The sequence below is a fragment of the Pantoea endophytica genome, from assembly GCF_002858935.1.
Classification (GTDB): Bacteria; Pseudomonadota; Gammaproteobacteria; order Enterobacterales; family Enterobacteriaceae; genus Pantoea; species Pantoea leporis.
On record NZ_PJRT01000018.1, the window covers coordinates 122,923 to 141,726 of the forward strand.

The following is an 18,804-nucleotide window of genomic DNA, read 5'->3' on the forward strand; positions in this document are numbered from 1 at the left end:
TCATAGGTGCAATCTTTGCGTCAATAATCGTCATAGCGTTAAACTCTATGCCAATTTTCTTCCAACAGACGGACATAACGCATGACCAGACATTTTGACTACCTCGCCATCGGCGGCGGCAGCGGCGGTATCGCCTCGATTAACCGTGCCGCGATGCACGGCCAGAAGTGCGCGCTGATTGAAGCCAAAGAGCTGGGCGGCACCTGTGTCAACGTCGGCTGCGTACCGAAAAAGGTTATGTGGCATGCGGCACAAATCGCTGAAGCTATTCATCTTTATGGGCCAGATTATGGCTTTGATACCACGGTAAACCGGTTTGACTGGTCAATTCTGGTGAAAAACCGCAGCGCCTACATCGACCGCATTCACAGCTCGTACGACAACGTGCTGGGTAAAAACAAGGTTGAGGTGATCAAAGGTTTCGCGCGCTTTATCGATGCCAACACCGTGGAAGTGAACGGTGAAACACTCACTGCCGATCATATTCTGATCGCCACCGGCGGGCGTCCAAGCCATCCAAACGTGCCGGGCGCGGAATACGGTATCGATTCTGACGGTTTCTTCGAACTCGATGCGCTGCCAAAACGCGTGGCGGTCGTGGGCGCGGGTTACATCGCGGTGGAGCTGGCGGGCGTGGTCAATGCGCTGGGTGCGGAAACGCATCTCTTCGTGCGTAAGCATGCGCCACTGCGCAGCTTCGATCCGCTGATCGTCGATACGCTGGTAGAAGTGATGCAGGCCGAAGGCCCAACGCTGCACACCGAATCGATTCCAAAAGCCGTGATTAAAAACGCCGACGGCAGCCTGACGCTGCAGCTGGAAAGCGGCCACGAGCAAACCGTGGATTGCCTGGTGTGGGCGATTGGCCGTGAGCCGGCGACCGACAACCTCAACCTGGCAGCAACTGGCGTGGCGCTGAACGACAAAGGTTACATCAACGTCGATAAGTTCCAGAACACCAGCGTGAAAGGCATCTACGCGGTAGGTGACAACACCGGCGCGGTGGAACTGACGCCGGTGGCCGTGGCGGCAGGTCGTCGTCTTTCCGAGCGCCTGTTCAACAACAAACCGGACGAGCATCTGGATTACAGCAACGTGCCGACCGTGGTGTTCAGCCATCCGCCGATTGGCACCGTGGGCCTGACCGAACCGCAGGCGCGCGAACAGTACGGCGACGATCAGGTGAAAGTGTATAAATCTTCTTTCACCGCGATGTATACCGCCGTTACCCAGCATCGCCAGCCGTGCCGTATGAAGCTGGTGTGCGTTGGCCCGGAAGAGAAGATTGTCGGCATTCACGGTATCGGCAACGGTATGGATGAGATGCTGCAAGGCTTCGCGGTGGCGCTGAAAATGGGCGCAACCAAGCAAGACTTCGATAACACCGTAGCGATTCACCCAACGGCGGCGGAAGAGTTTGTGACGATGCGTTAATATTTCCCGCCGGAATTGAAAAAACCAGCCGTTTAATATGGCTGGTTTTTTTATGGCTGCAATTTATATACCTTTTTCTTCACTACTCAATAATCCACGCACAGGATAAGATTTATTTCTTTGCTGCAGGGTGAGCATTAATGCGCACCGCAAACTTCATGGCATTGCCAGCTTATTTATTTTTACGGGGAGAACGGTGTGAGAAAAGGTCGGAATCGGGCATGAATATTATTGATATCATTATGTCCGCAGGCAAAGCCTCGGTAGACGTGGCGCTCTACACATTGATTCCGATTATGGTGGTGATGTTATTCATCATGAAATATCTGGAGGTCAAAGGCGTACTGGATTTTGTTGTACGTCATGCCACACCGTTATTAAAACCCTTCGGTATTACCGGGCTGGCATTTTTTGCCATGATTCAACTTAATTTCGTCAGCTTCGCGGCCCCGCTGGCGGCGCTGGCCATCATGGAAAAGCGCGGTACGTCCGATCGTCATATGGCGGCCACGCTGGCGATGCTGTTTGCGATGGGCCAGGCCAGCACCTTTTATCCCCTGATTCCGGCGGGATTACACTGGAGCACAGCGCTAATTATTTCGATCTGCGGCGGTGTATTAGCGGCGGCGGCAACCTATCACCTGTTTGGCCGCAAACTTTCCGATGCGGCGCTATTAAATGAAGATGAGGCCGTTACCAATAGCGAAAATAAAATGGGGCTGATTGGCATCATTAATAGCGCCGGATCCGATGCGATTCGTCTGGCGCTGGGTTCGCTGCCGATGCTGATTATTTCATTATCGGTGGTTGGCATGTTGAAAGAAGCGGGCGGGATTGAAATGCTGACGCGTCTGGTGTCGCCACTGCTGGATAAGCTGAATATTTCCGAAGTCTATATTCTTCCGGCGCTGACCAAATGTCTGGCGGGCGGCACAGCCTATTACGGCGTGGTGGCGGGATTGGTGGAGAAAGGATTATACAGTGCGCACAACATCAACGCCTCGGCAGGATTACTGATTCAGACCTTTGACCTGCCCGGCATCGGGATTTACCTTGGCCTGTCGAGCCGATTCCCGCGCCTGTTCCGCTTTGCCGTGCCTGGCATTCTGCTCGGTATTGCGCTGCGTGCGACGGTGCACGCCATTCTATTCTGAAGATGGCTCAAAAGCGTTGATGATGGATAGCCGCCAAACCCTCTGCTTTGTGATTATATAGAACTAAAACACAGCAAAAATCTATATACATTGCAGATATAGAAAAGAATATCTATAATATCTAAATCCAGTGAGGAGTGTTTGTAACAAGTGAGGTAAGGGAATGCCAGAGCTACATTGGCGCAAAGCTGCTCTGAAGCAGATGCGAGCCATTGCAGACGCTAACGAAAGGAAGAAGCTGAATGAGCAAGTGAATGAGTTAAAAAAGTTTCCGCTTGTTCCGCCCAATCTGGATGTTAAGTCTTTGAAAAATGGTCAGGCTGACTATCGGCTTAGATGGGGAAATTATCGTGTTTTGTTCGACTACAACAAAGGCGAGGAACCGAAAATCATCGCTATTCAGCAGGTAATGAGACGTACCAGCGGAACATATAAATAATCAAGGTAGAGATTTGCTGCCTTAATTCACAGATTCTCAACTCGTTTTCAAAAAACTGATAACGCTGAATACTGGAACATACATCCTATGATCGAATTCATCACTGACAGTGCTGGCAACCGCAAAGCGGCAATTGTTCCCATCGAGCTGTTCGAAAAAATGACTCAACATGCTGATTTCACTGAACTATGTGAATCAATCCCTTACGAATCCGGTATTAATGATGACGCCTTGATTCCAGGTGACGTCGTAGACATCGCCATTAATAAGGGTGTCACTCTTCACGCCGCTTGGCGCATCTATCGTAAACTGACCCAAAAGCAGGTTGCTGAAGCGCTTGGCATCACGCAAGCGTCTGTCTCTGCGATGGAAAAAAGCGAAAAACCGCGTGATTTTAATCTCGCCAAGCTCGCTGAGCTTTACGAGTGCATGCCAGAACAACTTACCGATGATTAAACAAAAAGCCGGTCTTCCCGGCTTTTTTGTGCCACGCGTTCTGCATGGCACTCGCGTGATTTTTAAAATTATACGATTACACATCCGCGCCGAATGCCACATCGCGTTGCCCGCGCAGCTCCGCCAACCGACTTTCCAGCGCCGCTTCGATGTTCTGATACGCCGTACTGCCAAGCGCTAAACGCAGCGGCATGCTGGCCTGATCCAGCGTGGCGATCATCGCCGTAACGCATTTCCCGGCATCGCCAGCAATGGTGAAATCGCCTGAAAGAATTGCCTGGCGAAGCTGGCCTGCGGCGTTTTCACGATAAACTTCTAGCGCATCTGCCACGTCCAGCCCCGCACCAAAATGGGTTGCGGTGGGGCCCGGTTCCACCAGCAGGAAATCGATACCGAAACTGGCGACTTCCTGGCGCACCGCCTCGACAAATCCCTCAATCCCCCATTTCGTGGCGTGATACAGGCTGAAATTGGGATAAGCGACCTGGCCGCCTTCCGAGGAAACCTGTGCGATGCGCCCGCCGCCTTGCTGGCGCAGAAACGGGATCACCGCGCGAATCAGCTGGATTGAGCCGGTAAGATTGGTGGCGATCTGCCGATCAATCTGCGCATCGCTCAACTCTTCAGCTGCGCCGAACAGGCCGTAAGCGGCATTGCTCACCACCACATCAATGCGATCGATGGCGGCAAAGGCGCGTTTAATGGTGGGCGCGATGCTGGCGGTGTGCGCCAGATCGAGCGTAATAACCTGCAGCCGTTCGCCATAGGTTTGCTGCAGATCGGCCATCACCTGTTCACGCCGCACCGTCGCTACTACGCGATCGCCACGCGCCAGTAAACGTTCACTCATCAATCGGCCCAGCCCGCTGCTGGCGCCGGTGATCAACCAGGTTTTCATCTTGTGCTCCTCATATTGAAAACCTGATGGTAGATCGCTTTACTGGTGGAGATAATCCACCTAATCGCGCATGACCCGGTGAGGAAAAACCACCAATGAGACGTCCTTCCTGGCACGAACTGCAGGCCATTAAAACGCTGGGCGAGCAGCGCAGCTTTCGCCGTGCCGCTGAAATGCTCGGCCTCAAGCGCTCGTCACTCAGCCATCTGGTGAAAACGCTGGAGCACAATCTGGGCGTACAGCTGTTTCAACGCACCACACGTAGCGTGTCGCTCACCGATGCCGGGCAGCAACTGCTGGATCGACTCTCGCCGCTGCTGAACCAGATGGATGATGTGCTGCACGACATCTCCGCCAGCCGCCATCAGCATTACGGCACGCTGCGCATCAGCGCCAGCGATGCCGCGATCGCTTTGCTGCTGGAGCACGTGGTGGCGGACTTTAGCGCGCGCTATCCCGATATCCAGCTCGATTTTGCCGCGCAAGGTGCGTTGGTGGATATCACCGCCGCCGGTTTTGATGCCGGCATTCGGCTGATTGAGGATGTGCCGCAGGATATGGTGGCCGTTCCGCTTGGCGGCCCGCTGACGTTTGTCACCGTCGCCGCGCCCGCTTATCTGGCGAGAAACGCGGCGGTTAATCATCCGCGCGATCTGCTACAGCAACAGTGCATTCGCCAGCGCTTACCGAGCGGAAAACGTTATCAGTGGGAATATGCGCAGGCGGAAGAAAAGCAGGAGATTGACGTGCCAGGCACGCTGACTTTGGACAGCAACGCGCTGATGGCGCAGGCCGCTCTCGCCGGTTTAGGCATTGCTTATGTGCCGTCGCTGTATGTCGAGAAGGAGATGCGCAGCGGCCAGTTGGTGGAGCTGCTGGCCGATTGGCGGGTGCAATCGGCGGGGATTGCGCTGTGGTTCCCACCCAACCGGCATCAATCCATGGCGCTACGGCTGTTTATCGATGCGCTGAAAGTCGGCCTGCCACGTCATGCGTGAGGCGAGCAGCACGGCTTTTGTCTCAAAACCTGTAGCAATGGCGTTGATCACCTCATGCCTGGCGGCGTAACCTGTCGCCACAAAACCTAAAAAATACACCATCGCAAAATGATCGTACGTCCTCACCAACACTGGTTTCTCCGGCTGTTTGACTGGCATGGATCGGTGCTCAGCAACATCGTGTTCCGCCTGTCACTTAACCTGCTGATGACGCCGCTGGTGTCGATGTTTATCTCCTACACCTTTTTATCGCTGGAAGCGCTGGCGGAGGAGCTGGAACATCCGTTTGGCACCGCACCGAATCATCTGCCGCTCGATGCGCTGTGCGTCACTATCGAACGCAATTTGAAAGCGATGAATGGCGATATGCCGCTACCGGAACCACTGCAGCCGGATGCGCATTTCAATTTGACGTAATCAGCTCTGATTATCCAACCAACGCACATACGCCTGATCCCACAATGCGGCAGGCGTGCCCGCTTTGCCGAGACCAAAACCGTGACCGCCGCTGCTGAGCTCAATCAGCTCAACCGGCACGCGCATGCGGCGGCAGGTATCGCGCATCAGTTCAGTATTATGAGGATTGGAGGTGCGATCGTCCTCGGCCTGCGCGAGGAACGTCGGGGGATAGTGACGTGTGACGTAATTTTGCACTGACCAGTTGGCTTCCTGGCTTGGCGTGGCGTTTTTCCCCACCATCATCAGATGCGTGTTGGTGTGCTGATATGGCGCTTCAAGGGTGATCACCGGATAAATCAGGCCAACGCTATCCACCTTCGGCCTGATCTGGTCAAGCGGATCCTGCGCCGGATAGGATTCGAAATCCGGACGCGCCGCCGCCATGCCAAGTAGATGGCCACCGGCAGAAAAGCCCAGCACATGCACTTTGCGCTCCATCGAACGCACCAGACGAATGGCGCGCTGCGCGTCCTGCAGCGGTGCCAGATTGCCCGCCTGCCACTTCTCACCCGGCAAACGGTAGCTGAGCACATACACGGTATAACCGTTGGCATTAAGCCAGCGCGCTACCGGCCAGGCTTCGCGGCCCATGCCGATAAAACGATAGCCGCCGCCCGCGGCCACAATCACCGCTTCGCCGTTGGGATTTTCCGGGCGGAAACGCTGAATCGCGGGTGAAACGATATTGGTCCAGGAGCCGTGCGAATTCACTTTAAGCAAGCCGGAAGGACCGCCGCCGCCCGGCGGATCGTCGGGCCACAACGGAATGACGTCATCGCGGGCAAACAGCTTGCCCGTGGTCATCGAGAGAACGGTTGCTCCAGTAGCCAACAAAAAGTGACGACGTGTAATCATCTTGCCCAGTGCCAGTATGCAAAAAATGCCAGCTTCAACAGCTGAATCTCATTATGTGACGCGTGTCTGATTTCGACGTTGGCGATTATGTACGTAAATCGTACAAAAAAGCCATAAAAAACGCGCCTAAAAAGGCGCGAGCTTTTTCGAATACCCTAAATAATTCGAGCTGCAGGAAGGCGGCAAGGGTGTGAATCCCCAGGAGCTTACAAAAGTAAGTGACTGGGGTGAACACACGCAGCCAACGCACCTGCAGCTTGAAGTATGACGGGTATTAGTCCTGTTGCTGGAACTGGGTCATTACCGTTTGTTCGCACTGCTGCTGATCTTTACGCAGTTTGCCGCGCTCATCCTCGCCCAACTCCAGCCACGCGCTAATCACTTCCTGGGCGATTTCTTCATTGAATTCAGGCTGCTGCATGGCCGAAGAAGACTGGCTGGCCGCGAGTTGCGACTTCAGCTTCTCGGTGTAGCCATCTAAATCGCTGGTCTTCTTTTCACTGCTCACCAGATGACACAGCTGGCTGGCATAAACATTCTCTTCCTGATTATTGTCGCCGTCGGCAGCCAACGCACCGGCCGACAGCGACAGCCCAACGAGGGCGAGTAATAACGCTTTCATAATAGGCTCCAATAATTTCCAATAAATCATTTTTCATTCTGTTCGGCGCGGGCGGCCTGACGTGCGGCACGCCAGTTTAACAATGGCGTGACCGTGATGCCGTGCAACACAATGCTGCACACCACTAACGTCAGCGCCATATCCACCATCTGCTCCGCCTGCGGTCCACGCATGCCGTGCACCCATGCATAGGCAATATAATTGATACTGCCGATGCCGCGAATACCCAACCAGCCAATTAGCAAGCGTCGCATCAACGGAATATCGCAGCGCCATGTGGTGATCCACACCGCCAGCGGGCGCACCACCACAAACAGCAGTAGCGCCAGGCCAATGCCGGTGAGATTCCAGTGCTGCGCCAGCGTAATACCGAGCACCACCATCATGCCCGCCGCCAGCAAACGCTCGATAGTATCACCAAAGGAGAGCGCATCGCCGATCACCAAACCCACCGATTTCACCATGCCGCTGCTGCCCTGCGCCATCCGCTGACCGGTATTCACGCGCGCTTCTGCCGGTAAGAAACGCTCCTCTTCAGACATCTCATCTTGCGGATAGTGCTTCACCACGCGCAATTCCGCACGACGTAAACCGACGCCGGCCGCAAAGGTGGCGAGGAAGCCCGACGCATCCACCGACTGCGCGGCGGCATAGCTGAGCGCAATCAGCGCCAGTGCGAACAGATCGTTGGGTGCCAGATCCTGATTGGCGGTACGTAAATGCGTCGCCAGCTGGCCGATCAACCAGCCCAGCGCAAAGCCGATTCCCAGCCCGCCACCAATCGCCCACAGCGCATCTTTGGCGAACCATTCACCGAGCGCAGCGGTGCTGAGTTCGCCCGGCTGCAACAGCAAAATCGCCAGCATCAGCAGCGGCAGCGCCGAGCCGTCGTTCATGCCCGCTTCGCTGGAGAGCGCTACGCGCAGGGCATCGTCATCACGCGCATCGTTCACTGAAATCAGGCTGGCGAGCACCGGATCGGTCGGCGCGACAATGGCACCAAACGCCAGCGACATCGCCCAGTCAAAGCCGGTGATCCAGTGCACCAGCACCGTCATGCTGCCGACGGTGAGCAGCATCGCGGGAAACGCCAGCCTGACGCCAAGCCGCCACGCATGCGCGTTGAGCGGCAAGCGCAGTTTCAGCCCGGTGATAAACAGCGAGGCTGCCATCGCGATTTCGGTGAGATGTGCGGCGAGGTTGGCGTGACCGATGATGTCGACTTGCAGCAGATTGAGCATCCACGGGCCACACAGAATGCCCGCGAACAGGTAGAGACCAAATGAGGTCACTGGCCCGCGGTGTATCCAACCGGAAGCCAGTGACATAAGAAGTAAAAGACCGCCGGTGGCGGCGGTCCAGGCCAGGAAATTCATAACGCTCCGTTTTTAAATAACATTCTCCTTTAAGCCTGGCACATGTTAGGCGATCAGTTTTTCAGATGACGGCTTGCGAGGCGAATCATCAGGGCAAGCGCAGCGGCCAATGTTGCGAGTGCAACCACGCCGGTCCAGCCCCAATGTGCCAGCGCCAGGCTACCCAGCGCCGCGCCGGTCGCCATGCCGATGAAAACAACGGTAAACATCAAGGCGTTAAGGCGGCTGCGTGCTTCTGGCGCCAGGCTGTAAACCAGCGTCTGATGCGCCACCAGCGTGGCCTGCACCCCCAAATCAAAACCGATGGTGCTGATGATAATCAGACCAAGCTGAGCCGGCATCGGCAGCAGCGGCAGCAGGAACATCAGCGCGAACGACACCATTACCAGCGTGGCACCGTACTGCGTAACACGCGCCGGACCGATGCGATCCGCCACGCTGCCCGCTAACGGCGCGGCTAAAGCGCCCGCGGCTCCAGCGAGGCCGAATGCGCCAGCGACCGCACTATCCAGATGGAAGTTTTGACTCAGCATCAACGCCAGCGTTGACCAGAAGGCGCTAAAGCCCACCGACAACAACCCTTGTGCCAGCGCGGCGCGGCGCAGCGTTTGATGGTGCTGCCACAGATGCGCCAGCGACAGCAGCAAACGCGGATAGCTCACCGACGTGCCCGGCGTAAAGCGCGGCAGCACGCGCCACAGCGCCACGCTAATCAGCAACACCGCCGCCGCCGCAATCATGTACATGGTGCGCCAGCCGAAATACTCCGCCACCACGCCGCTTACCACGCGTGACAGCAAAATCCCCACCAGCAATCCCGTCATTACCGTGCCGACGATTTTGCCGCGGCTGCGCTCCGGCGCTAACGCCGCTGAAGCGGGCACGATGTCCTGCGCCACGGTGGCGGTTAAACCGGTGACGAAGCTGGCGATCAGCAAGGCGTTCAATCCGCCCGAGAAGCCACACAGCAGCAGCGCGGCAACCAGCAGCAAACCTTTAATCAGAATAATGGTACGGCGATCGTGGCGGTCGCCGAGCGGGGCCAGCAGCAAAATGCCCAGCGCGTAACCGGCTTGCGTCAGCATTGGCACCATGCCGACGCTGCCGATGCCGACGTTGAACTGTTTGCTGATGATATCCAGCATCGGCTGGCTGTAGTAAATCGATGCGACGCTGAGTCCGGCACCGGCCGCGAGCGTAAAGACCAGCGGCGCGGGCAGTTTTTCAGCTGGCATGGCTGACGTTGATATAGCTGACATAGTGGATTCCCCCGTGAAAGTGCGCTTATTAAAGCGCGTTGCCGCCATACGCGGTAGACTGCTCAAACACAGAACTGTTATGCGCGGTGCGTATGAACAACCCATCCAGCCTTGATCGTATCGAACTGATGCAGACCTTTATTCGCATCGTCGAGAGCGGCTCGCTCTCCGCCGCCGCCGCCCAGCTCGGCACCACGCAGCCCACCATCAGCCGACGGCTGCAGGCGCTTGAGCAGCGGCTTGGTCTCAAACTGATTATGCGCACCACGCATGCGCTGAAACTCACCGACGATGGCGAACGCTGTTATGCGCAGGCGCGTCAGCTGGTCGCGACCTGGCACGCGCTGGAGGATGATCTCACCGGCGCCAGCGACGACCCGATTGGCACGCTGCGCGTGCGGGCGCCGCATGCGTTTGGTCAGGATCAGCTAATTGAACCGCTGATTGATTATCTGCATCGCTATCCACGCTTAAACGTGGAGTGGACGCTGAATGACCGCACGCCAGACTTCATCAGCGAAAACATCGACTGCGCCATTCAGGTCGGTGCGCCCAGCGATGCGTCCATCGTGGCGGTGCTGCTGGCGGAAGTGCCGCGCTTTGTGGTGGCGGCACCGTCGCTGCTGGCCGCCCATCCGCCGGTTGAGGACGTCTCGCAGCTCACCAACCTGCCCTGGCTGGCGCTGACCAGTTTTTATCGCAACGAAATCGCCCTGCAGCGTATTAACGATGGTCAGCCGGTGAATCTGGCGATTGCCCCGCGCCTCGCCAGCGACAGTTTATACGCGGTGCGCAAAGCCGCCGTTGCCGGGATGGGCGCGGCGGTGGTGTCATCGTGGGTGGTGCAGGAGGATTTAGCGAAAGGGGATTTGATTCAGCTGTTGCCGGAGTGGCAAGCGCCGCCGCTGCCGGTGTGGCTGACTTATCCGTGGGCCAGCTACTATCCGGCGCGGTTACAGAAGTTTTTCGCCATGATTCGGGACGTGATGCCGAAGTTAGCGGGGACGCAGCCAGCGACGCCGGCGAGGAAATGAAAAGGTCGCCATTCATGGCGACCTGGTTCATCACATCTTCACCGCTTTCTTATCCCCCTTCGACATATTATCCAGCCAGCCCATTACAAAGGCCGACAGCACAAACGTCAGGTGGATAATCACGTACCACATCAGCTTATCGTTTTCGATGTTGCGCGCGTCCATAAAGATACGCAGCAGGTGAATCGACGAAATCGCCACAATCGAGGCCGCGACTTTGTTTTTCAACGAGCCGGAGTCCATTTTACCGAGCCAGCTCAGCTTCTCTCTGTGCTCATCAATATCCAGCTTGGAGACAAAGTTCTCGTAACCCGAGAGCATCACCATCACCAGCAAACCGCCGACCAGCGTCATATCCACCAGCGACAGCAGCAGCAGAATCAAATCGTTCTCCGCAATGCTGAAGACGTGCGGCAACAGGTGAAAAATTTCCTGGAAGAATTTGATGGTCAGCGCCAGCAGGCCCAACGAAAGTCCCATGTAAACCGGAGCCAGCAGCCAGCGCGATGAATACATCAGGTTTTCGATAAAACGTTCCATAAGTTCCCATTAATCAACAGACAAGTGGGCGAGTATAACCGAACTTATGTGAAGTTATTTCAGCCCTTCTTCAGAAATTTCAGGCGCGGCGGGCAGCGGCAATGACAAACGGAACACCGCGCCGCCTTCCGGCCGATTCTCCGCCCAGATGCGCCCGCGATGGGATTCGATAATGGTTTTACCGATCGCCAAACCCAAGCCGACGCCCGGCACCGCCGACTCTTTATCACCGCGCGCAAACTTGTCAAAAATACGCGTGAGGTTCTCCGGCGCGATGCCGGGACCGCTGTCCCACACCGCAATCTCCAACCGATCGCGATCGCGCCACGCCCGAATACCGTGCTGCGCCGCGTTGCCTGCGTATTTCAGGCTGTTTTCGATCAGATTGGTAAACACGCGCTCCAGCATGGCGCTGTCGCCTTTGATCAGCACCATCTCGGGTAATTCGAGGATAAATTCATGGCCCTTCAGCGACGGGCCCATGCTGCTCAGCGCGCCGCCAATCACCTCATCCAGCGCCACCCACTCTTCGCGCAGATTGAGTCCGCCGGATTGTATGCGCGCCATATCCAGCATGTTACTCACCAGCCGAATGGTACTCAGCGTCTGTTCACGAATCTGATTGGCCTGGTCGACATACTTCGACTCTTCGCTGGCGAGATCGAGCATCAGCATCTCCGCCTGACCAAACAGCACCGTCAGCGGCGTGCGCAGGTCGTGCGACAGCGCTGACAGCAGCGCATTGCGCAGCTGCTCGCGCTCGGCGGCCAGCCGCGACGCCGCCTCACTGTGCGACAGCGCCATGCGTTCCAGCGCGTTAGCAATCAACACGGTGAAGGTTTCCAGTAAACGCTGCTGCTCGGGGATCATCAGCTGACGCAGGTTTTCCGGTTCCACCACCAGCAAGCCGCGACAGTGATTACCACTTTTCAGCGGCAGAATCTGGTACGGCACCGCCGGCAAGGTATCGGTGCCCGCGCCCGCCGGTTGGCCTTTGCTGTAACTCCATTTGGCGATGGCCAGATCCGGCGGCGTACCGATCGCGGTATCGCCCACGGTTTGCAGCTCGCCCTGCTCATCCGGCAGCAGCAGTAAACTGCGCGCCTGCAGGGTGACATCGATGATGCGCTGGCTGGTGGTGGCGATATCCTGCGGCGTCAAATCGCTGCCGAGCGCTTTCGCCATCTCATACAGATGCCGCGCGCGCTGTTCACGGTAGCGCGCCACTTTGGCCTGATAGCGCACGCCCGCTGTCAGATTCCCAACAATCACGCCCACCGCCAGCATCACCGCGAAGGTCACCAGATACTGCAAATCCGACACCGCCACGGTGCCGGTAGGCGCGACAAAGAACAGGTCGAAAGCGATGATGTTGATCACCGTGGCGAACACCGATGGCCAGCGGCCATAGCGCAGCGCCACCAGCACCACCGCCAGCAGATAAATCATCACGCTGTTGGCGGGATCAAACGCCACCAGCAGCCAGCGGCCGACGCCGGTGACCAAAATACACAGCAGCAGCGCCATCACACAGCCGCGCAGATAGAGCCGCCATTTTTCGTTGCTGGCGCGCTGGCCGCTGAGCGGATGCGGCGCATCGCGCACCGGTTCATCCAGCGCCACCACCAGCAAATCGAGATCCGGGCCGAGTTCGCCGAGGCGCTGGGCAAAGCTGTCGCGCCGCCAGCGCCGTTGTGGCTGACGGCCGGTCACGATTTTACCGAGATTGTGCTCGCGCGCGTAACGCAGCACCGCGCGCGCTTCATCGGGATCGGAGAGCGTGGCGGTTTCAGCGCCAAGTTCCTGCGCCAGTTGCAGCGTGCGTAAAATGGCGCGACGGCGCGCTTCCGGCAGCCGATTGAGGCGCGGCGTTTCCACATACACCGCGTGCCATTCGCTGCCGAGCCGCGCCGCTAAACGCGCGGCGGTGCGCACCAGCTTTTCGCTGCCGGTATCGTCGCCGATGCACAGCAGAATGGCGTCACGCGTGTGCCACACTTTGTCGCGGCCTTGCCGATCGCGCCAGGCACGCATCTGGTCATCCACGCGATCGGCGGTACGACGCAACGCCAGCTCACGCAGCGCGAACAGATTGCCTTTACGGAAGAAGTTTTCGATGGCGCGTTCGGCGCGGTCGCCGACGTAGACTTTGCCCTCTTTCAGCCGCTGACGCAGATCGTCCGGCGGCAGATCCACCAGCACCACTTCGTCGGCGCTATCAAAGAAGGGATCGGGTACGGTTTCACGCACCTGAATGCCGGTGACACCGCCGACCACATCATTCAGGCTTTCCAGATGCTGGACGTTAACGGTGGTGATGACGTCAATGCCCGCTTCGAGCAGCTCTTCAATGTCCTGCCAGCGCTTGGGATGACGCGAACCCTGCACGTTGGTGTGCGCCAGTTCATCCATCAGGATCACCGCCGGATGGCGCGCCAGCGCGGCATCGAGATCGAATTCGGCATGGCGCGAACGGCCGGTGGTACGCCGTGGCAACAGCGCCAGCCCGATGAGCAGCGCGGCGGTCTCTGCACGATCGTGGGTCTCTACCACGCCGGCTAACACGTCGAGACCTTGCGCCCGCAGGCGCTGCGCCTCCTGCAGCATGGCGAACGTTTTGCCCACGCCCGCACAGGCGCCAAAGTAGATTTTCAGCTTACCGCGATGGCTGTCGCTGTGGTTCAGCAGCAGCGCATCGGGATCGGGGCGGGCAATTTCGTCGTTCATCGATCGTCCATCGTAAAAACAGCGTGATAAATCGCGTCGCTACGATTGCGTGCATATACCGTAGCGGCGCAATGCATTGCGCGAGGTGTTTATCCTTGTAAATCATCCAGCGCCAGATTCAGGCGCAGCACGTTTACCGTCTCTTCGCCAACAAACGGCAGCAGCGGGCGCTCGGTGTGGCGCACAATCAGCGCCTCGACATCTTTCAGCGCCATCTTGCGCGCGGCGGCGATGCGCGGTGCCTGCCACAGCGCAGCTTCTGGCGAAATATCCGGATCTAATCCGCTCGCCGATTCGGTGACCAACTCCACCGGCACCGCTTTGGGCGCTTGCGGATTCGCCGCACGCAGCGCGGCGACGCGTTCCGCTACCGCTTTATCCAGCGCCGGATTGCTGCCTGCCAGATTGCTGCCGCTGGAGGCCAACGCATTATAAGGCGCATCGCCGGTAGCGGAAGGTCGGCCCCAAAAGTGGCCCGGCTGATTAAACATTTGCCCAATCTGCTCGGAACCGCGTACCGCGCCATCCTGCTCAATCAGCGAACCGTTGGCCTGCGATGGGAACCACCACTGCGCCAGACCGGTGGTCAGCAGCGGATAGACCGCGCCGGTGAGCAGCGTAAGCACCAGTAACAATACAATAGCCGGACGTAACTGACTCATTTCTCTTCTCCTTAAGCCAGACCAAGCAGCGTTAGCAGCAGGTCAATGGCTTTAATACCTATAAACGGCACCACTAATCCGCCCGCACCGTAAATCCACAGGTTGCGACGCAGCAGCGCCGCCGCGCTCAGCGGACGATAACTCACGCCTTTCAGCGCCAGCGGGATCAGGAACACAATCACCAGCGCGTTAAAAATTACCGCCGACAGAATCGCCGAGTTCGGCGAATGCAGCCCCATCACGTTGAGCATGTTGAGCTGCGGATAGGTGGCGGCAAACGCGGCCGGAATAATGGCGAAATACTTCGCCACGTCGTTGGCGATACTGAAGGTGGTGAGCGAGCCGCGCGTCATCAGCATCTGTTTGCCGATGTGCACCACTTCCAGCAGTTTGGTCGGATTCGAGTCGAGATCGACCATGTTGCCGGCCTCTTTCGCCGCCTGGGTTCCCGAGTTCATCGCCACCGCCACGTCGGCCTGCGCCAGCGCCGGTGCGTCGTTGGTGCCGTCGCCGGTCATCGCCACTAAGCGCCCTTCGGCCTGATACTGACGAATCAGCGCCAGCTTGGCTTCCGGCGTCGCTTCAGACAGGAAGTCATCGACGCCGGCTTCCGCCGCAATCGCCGCCGCAGTTAACGGATTATCGCCGGTGATCATCACCGTCTTGATGCCCATCTTGCGCAGCTCGGCAAAGCGCTCTTTGATGCCGCCTTTGACGATATCTTTCAGCGCCACCACGCCCAGCACCTGCGCGCCTTCGGCCACCACCAGCGGCGTGCCGCCAGCGCGCGCCACTTCTTCGACGGCGGCATTCACTTCTAACGGGAAGCGGCCATGATTGGCTTCAATGTGGCGACGAACCGCATCGACCGCGCCTTTGCGTATCAGACGATCCTGCACGTTTACGCCGCTCATGCGCGTTTGCGCCGAGAAGGGAATGAAGCTCGCCCCCATGCTGCTCAAGTCACGCTCACGCAGGTTAAATTTCTGCTTCGCCAGCACCACGATGCTGCGCCCTTCCGGCGTTTCATCGGCCAGCGACGCCAGCTGCGCCGCATCGGCCAGCTGCTGTTCGCTGACGCCCGGCGCAGGCAGGAACTGCGTCGCCTGACGGTTGCCGAGTGTGATGGTGCCGGTTTTATCCAGCATCAGCACATCGACGTCGCCCGCCGCTTCCACCGCTCGGCCGCTGGTGGCGATAACATTCGCGCCCAGCATGCGGCTCATGCCCGCCACACCGATGGCCGACAGCAGGCCGCCGATGGTGGTCGGGATCAAACACACCAGCAGCGCCACCAGCACCGTGATGCTGACTGGCGTGCCGCCATACGCTGAGAACGGCCACAGCGTGGCGGTCGCCAGCAGGAACACAATTGTCAGCGACACCAGCAGAATGGTCAGCGCCACTTCGTTCGGCGTTTTGCGGCGTTTCGCGCCTTCCACCATCGCAATCATGCGGTCGAGGAAAGTTTCACCCGGATTGACGCTGCACTGAATCACCAGCCAGTCGGAAAGAATGCGCGTACCGCCGGTCACCGAGGAGAAATCCCCGCCCGATTCACGGATCACCGGCGCGGATTCACCGGTGATGGCGCTCTCATCCACCGATGCGCCGCCCTCCAGCACCTCGCCGTCGCACGGAATGATGTCACCGGCTTCCACCAGCACCACATCGCCTTTGCGCAGCGTATCGGCCGCCACGTTGTGCCACGCAGCGCCGTAGCGCGCTTCGGCCAGTTTTTTCGCATCGCTGGTTTTATTGATGCCTTTCAGGCTGTTGGCCTGCGCCTTGCTGCGCCCTTCCGCCAGCGCTTCGGCGAAGTTGGCGAACAGCACGGTGAACCACAGCCAGATGGCGACGCCGGCGGTAAAGCCCGCGTTACCGCTGAGCGCGCCGCTGGCCATGCCCACCGCCAATACCGAGGTCAGCACGCTGCCGATCCACACCAAAAACATCACCGGGTTGCGGAACTGCACGCGTGGATCGAGTTTTTTCAGCGCATCCAGCATGGCAACGCGGGTTAGCGCCGCATCAAATAGCGCCAGTTGTTGACGACTCATGATTCCGTTATCCCTGAATTAATTGCAGATGTTCCGCGACCGGGCCCAATGCCAGCGCGGGGATGAACGTCAATGCGCCCACCAGCAAGACGGTGCCAATCAGCAGCGCGATAAACAGCGGGCCGTGCGTTGGCAGCGTGCCGTTGCCGACTGGCTGAATTTTCTTCGCCGCCAGCGAACCGGCAATCGCCAGCACCGGAAAGATGATGCCGAAACGGCCCACCAACATGCAGAAGCCCAGCAGCAGGTTCCAGAACGGCGTGTTAGCGCTCAGTCCGGCAAAGGCGCTGCCGTTGTTATTGGATGCCGAGGAAACCGCGTACAGCACTTCGCTGAAGCCATGAATACCAAGATTGGCCATACCGGCGCGACCGGCGTCGGTCATCATCGCCAGCGCGGTGCCGAGCAGCACCAGCGTTGGCGTCACCAGGATCGCCAGCGCGGTCATCTTCATCTCCCACACGTCGATTTTTTTGCCCATGTACTCTGGCGTGCGACCGATCATCAACCCGGCGATAAACACGCCGAGCAGCACGAACAGCAGCATGCCGTACAGGCCAGCACCGACGCCGCCGAACACCACTTCACCCAGCTGCATCAACCACATCGGCACCATGCCGCCGAGCGCGGTGAAGGAGTCATGCATGGCGTTAACCGCACCGCACGACGCCGCCGTGGTGATCACCGCAAACAAGCTGGAGTTGAGAATGCCGAAGCGCGTCTCCTTGCCTTCCATGTTGATGGCGCTGTCTGCGCCGAGCGCGATGAAGTGCGGATTACCACGCAGTTCGGCCCACATCACGGCGATGACCGCCAGCACAAACATGATGGTCATCGCCCACAGCAGCATGTGGCCCTGACGACGATCGCCCAGATGCTGACCAAAGGTGAAACAGAGCGCCGCCGGGATCAGGAAGATGCTCAGCATCTGTACGAAGTTGGTTAGCGCCGTCGGGTTTTCGAACGGATGCGCCGAGTTAACGTTGAAGAAACCGCCGCCGTTGGTGCCGAGCATTTTGATCGCTTCCTGCGATGCCACCGGCCCGAGCGGCAGCGTCTGCTGCGCGCCTTCCAGCGTGGTGAGCGCATGGTACGGTTCGAAGGTTTGAATGCTGCCCTGGCTGACGAAGAACAACGCGATAACCAGGCTGATCGGCAGCAGCACGTAAAGGGTAATGCGCGTCAGGTCACGCCATGCGTTGCCGAGCGTATCCAGCGAACGGTTGGCAAAACCACGAATCAGCGCAAACGCCACGGCGATACCGGTCGCCGCCGACAGGAAGTTCTGCACCGTGAGGCCCGCCATCTGACTGAAATAGCTCAGCGTGCTTTCCCCGGCGTAGGATTGCCAGTTGGTGTTGGTGACGAAGCTGATAGCGGTATTGAGCGCCAGATCCCAGCTGAGATTAGGCAGATGCTGCGGGTTCAGCGGCAGCGCAGCCTGCGTCATCAACATCAGCAGCAGCAAGGCAAAACCCAGCGCGTTAAACAGCAGAATCGCCAGCAGATAGTGCGGCCAGCGCATGGCATCGCCGTCGGCACCGGCCAGTCGCCACAGCGCGCCTTCGGTGCGCGGCAGCAGCGGCTTGTCAGCGACAAACAGGGCGAGATAACGTCCCAGCGGTTGTGCCAGCACCATCAGTACCAGCAGAAACACCGCAATTAGCATAAATGCATTCGCCGCCATCAGAATGCCTCCGCATTAAGTAGGGCATAAATCAGGTAGCCCAGAAGAACAAACACCAGCACGATGCCGGCTATCACGCCCACGCTCACAGCAACCTCCAGAGGATTTAGGTAGTGCTGCAAGCATGCGCGGCGCGGCATAAAG

17 protein-coding genes and 1 pseudogene are annotated in these 18,804 nt (G+C 58.2%); 7 read left to right on the forward strand and 11 right to left on the reverse strand.

What is annotated here, in order from left to right; translation table 11 throughout:
• Positions 1–81: 81 nt before the first annotated feature.
• From gorA to PZBJ_RS12520, 4 genes are all read left to right on the forward strand, one after another.
• Complete coding sequence (gene gorA, locus PZBJ_RS12505) at positions 82–1,434, forward strand: glutathione-disulfide reductase (protein WP_101762730.1); 1,353 nt, start codon at positions 82–84, stop codon at positions 1,432–1,434.
• A gap of 221 nt (positions 1,435–1,655) precedes the next feature.
• The gene (locus tag PZBJ_RS12510; RefSeq protein ID WP_101762731.1) at positions 1,656–2,588 is read left to right on the forward strand and encodes a nucleoside recognition domain-containing protein; all 933 of its coding nucleotides are present in this window, start codon (positions 1,656–1,658) and stop codon (positions 2,586–2,588) included.
• A 163-nt stretch (positions 2,589–2,751) separates the two neighbouring features.
• A complete protein-coding gene (locus tag PZBJ_RS12515; RefSeq protein ID WP_101762732.1) occupies positions 2,752–3,027 on the forward strand; it encodes a type II toxin-antitoxin system RelE family toxin in 276 nt (91 codons plus the stop codon).
• 87 nt (positions 3,028–3,114) lie between these two features.
• The gene (locus tag PZBJ_RS12520) at positions 3,115–3,483 is read left to right on the forward strand and encodes a helix-turn-helix domain-containing protein (protein ID WP_101762733.1); all 369 of its coding nucleotides are present in this window, start codon (positions 3,115–3,117) and stop codon (positions 3,481–3,483) included.
• A 76-nt stretch (positions 3,484–3,559) separates the two neighbouring features.
• On the opposite strand, the gene PZBJ_RS12525 is transcribed toward PZBJ_RS12520, so the two are convergent.
• On the reverse strand, positions 3,560–4,381 hold the full coding sequence (locus tag PZBJ_RS12525; protein ID WP_101762734.1) for an SDR family oxidoreductase: 822 nt from the start codon (positions 4,379–4,381) through the stop codon (positions 3,560–3,562).
• Positions 4,382–4,476: 95 nt separating this feature from the next.
• Here PZBJ_RS12525 and PZBJ_RS12530 point away from each other — a divergent pair, with 95 nt between their 5' ends.
• A complete protein-coding gene (locus tag PZBJ_RS12530; RefSeq protein WP_101762735.1) occupies positions 4,477–5,379 on the forward strand; it encodes a LysR family transcriptional regulator in 903 nt (300 codons plus the stop codon).
• A gap of 207 nt (positions 5,380–5,586) precedes the next feature.
• Positions 5,587–5,796 (forward strand): annotated as a pseudogene (locus PZBJ_RS12535) (hypothetical protein); the annotation flags it as partial.
• Here the strand turns inward: PZBJ_RS12535 and PZBJ_RS12540 are convergent.
• The 4 genes from PZBJ_RS12540 to PZBJ_RS12555 form a co-directional block, all read right to left on the reverse strand.
• A complete protein-coding gene (locus PZBJ_RS12540) occupies positions 5,797–6,693 on the reverse strand; it encodes an alpha/beta hydrolase (RefSeq protein WP_101762736.1) in 897 nt (298 codons plus the stop codon).
• A 274-nt stretch (positions 6,694–6,967) separates the two neighbouring features.
• A complete protein-coding gene (locus PZBJ_RS12545; RefSeq protein ID WP_101762791.1) occupies positions 6,968–7,315 on the reverse strand; it encodes a hypothetical protein in 348 nt (115 codons plus the stop codon).
• Positions 7,316–7,341: 26 nt separating this feature from the next.
• Positions 7,342–8,691: a cation:proton antiporter gene (locus PZBJ_RS12550; RefSeq protein WP_101762737.1), complete on the reverse strand. Its 1,350-nt coding sequence runs from the start codon at positions 8,689–8,691 to the stop codon at positions 7,342–7,344.
• Between the two features lie 53 nt (positions 8,692–8,744).
• On the reverse strand, positions 8,745–9,950 hold the full coding sequence (locus PZBJ_RS12555; RefSeq protein WP_101762738.1) for an MFS transporter: 1,206 nt from the start codon (positions 9,948–9,950) through the stop codon (positions 8,745–8,747).
• A 92-nt stretch (positions 9,951–10,042) separates the two neighbouring features.
• Here PZBJ_RS12555 and PZBJ_RS12560 point away from each other — a divergent pair, with 92 nt between their 5' ends.
• Positions 10,043–10,984: a LysR family transcriptional regulator gene (locus PZBJ_RS12560; RefSeq protein ID WP_101762739.1), complete on the forward strand. Its 942-nt coding sequence runs from the start codon at positions 10,043–10,045 to the stop codon at positions 10,982–10,984.
• Positions 10,985–11,014: 30 nt separating this feature from the next.
• On the opposite strand, the gene PZBJ_RS12565 is transcribed toward PZBJ_RS12560, so the two are convergent.
• From PZBJ_RS12565 to kdpF, 6 genes are all read right to left on the reverse strand, one after another.
• Complete coding sequence (locus PZBJ_RS12565) at positions 11,015–11,524, reverse strand: TIGR00645 family protein (protein ID WP_101762740.1); 510 nt, start codon at positions 11,522–11,524, stop codon at positions 11,015–11,017.
• A gap of 54 nt (positions 11,525–11,578) precedes the next feature.
• Positions 11,579–14,251, reverse strand: a complete 2,673-nt coding sequence (gene kdpD / locus PZBJ_RS12570) for a two-component system sensor histidine kinase KdpD (RefSeq protein WP_101762741.1) — start codon at positions 14,249–14,251, stop codon at positions 11,579–11,581.
• A gap of 89 nt (positions 14,252–14,340) precedes the next feature.
• A complete protein-coding gene (gene kdpC, locus PZBJ_RS12575) occupies positions 14,341–14,913 on the reverse strand; it encodes a potassium-transporting ATPase subunit KdpC (protein WP_101762742.1) in 573 nt (190 codons plus the stop codon).
• 11 nt (positions 14,914–14,924) lie between these two features.
• Entirely contained in the window at positions 14,925–16,973 is a 2,049-nt protein-coding gene (gene kdpB / locus PZBJ_RS12580; protein WP_101762743.1) for a potassium-transporting ATPase subunit KdpB, read from the reverse strand.
• Positions 16,974–16,980: 7 nt separating this feature from the next.
• Positions 16,981–18,660, reverse strand: coding sequence for a potassium-transporting ATPase subunit KdpA (gene kdpA, locus PZBJ_RS12585; protein ID WP_101762744.1), 1,680 nt, complete (start codon positions 18,658–18,660; stop codon positions 16,981–16,983).
• Positions 18,660–18,749 carry a K(+)-transporting ATPase subunit F gene (gene kdpF / locus PZBJ_RS12590; RefSeq protein WP_081113208.1) on the reverse strand — a complete coding sequence of 30 codons (90 nt, stop codon included), beginning with the start codon at positions 18,747–18,749 and terminating at the stop codon, positions 18,660–18,662. The genes kdpA and kdpF overlap by 1 nt, the downstream gene beginning before the upstream one ends.
• Positions 18,750–18,804: the final 55 nt, after the last annotated feature.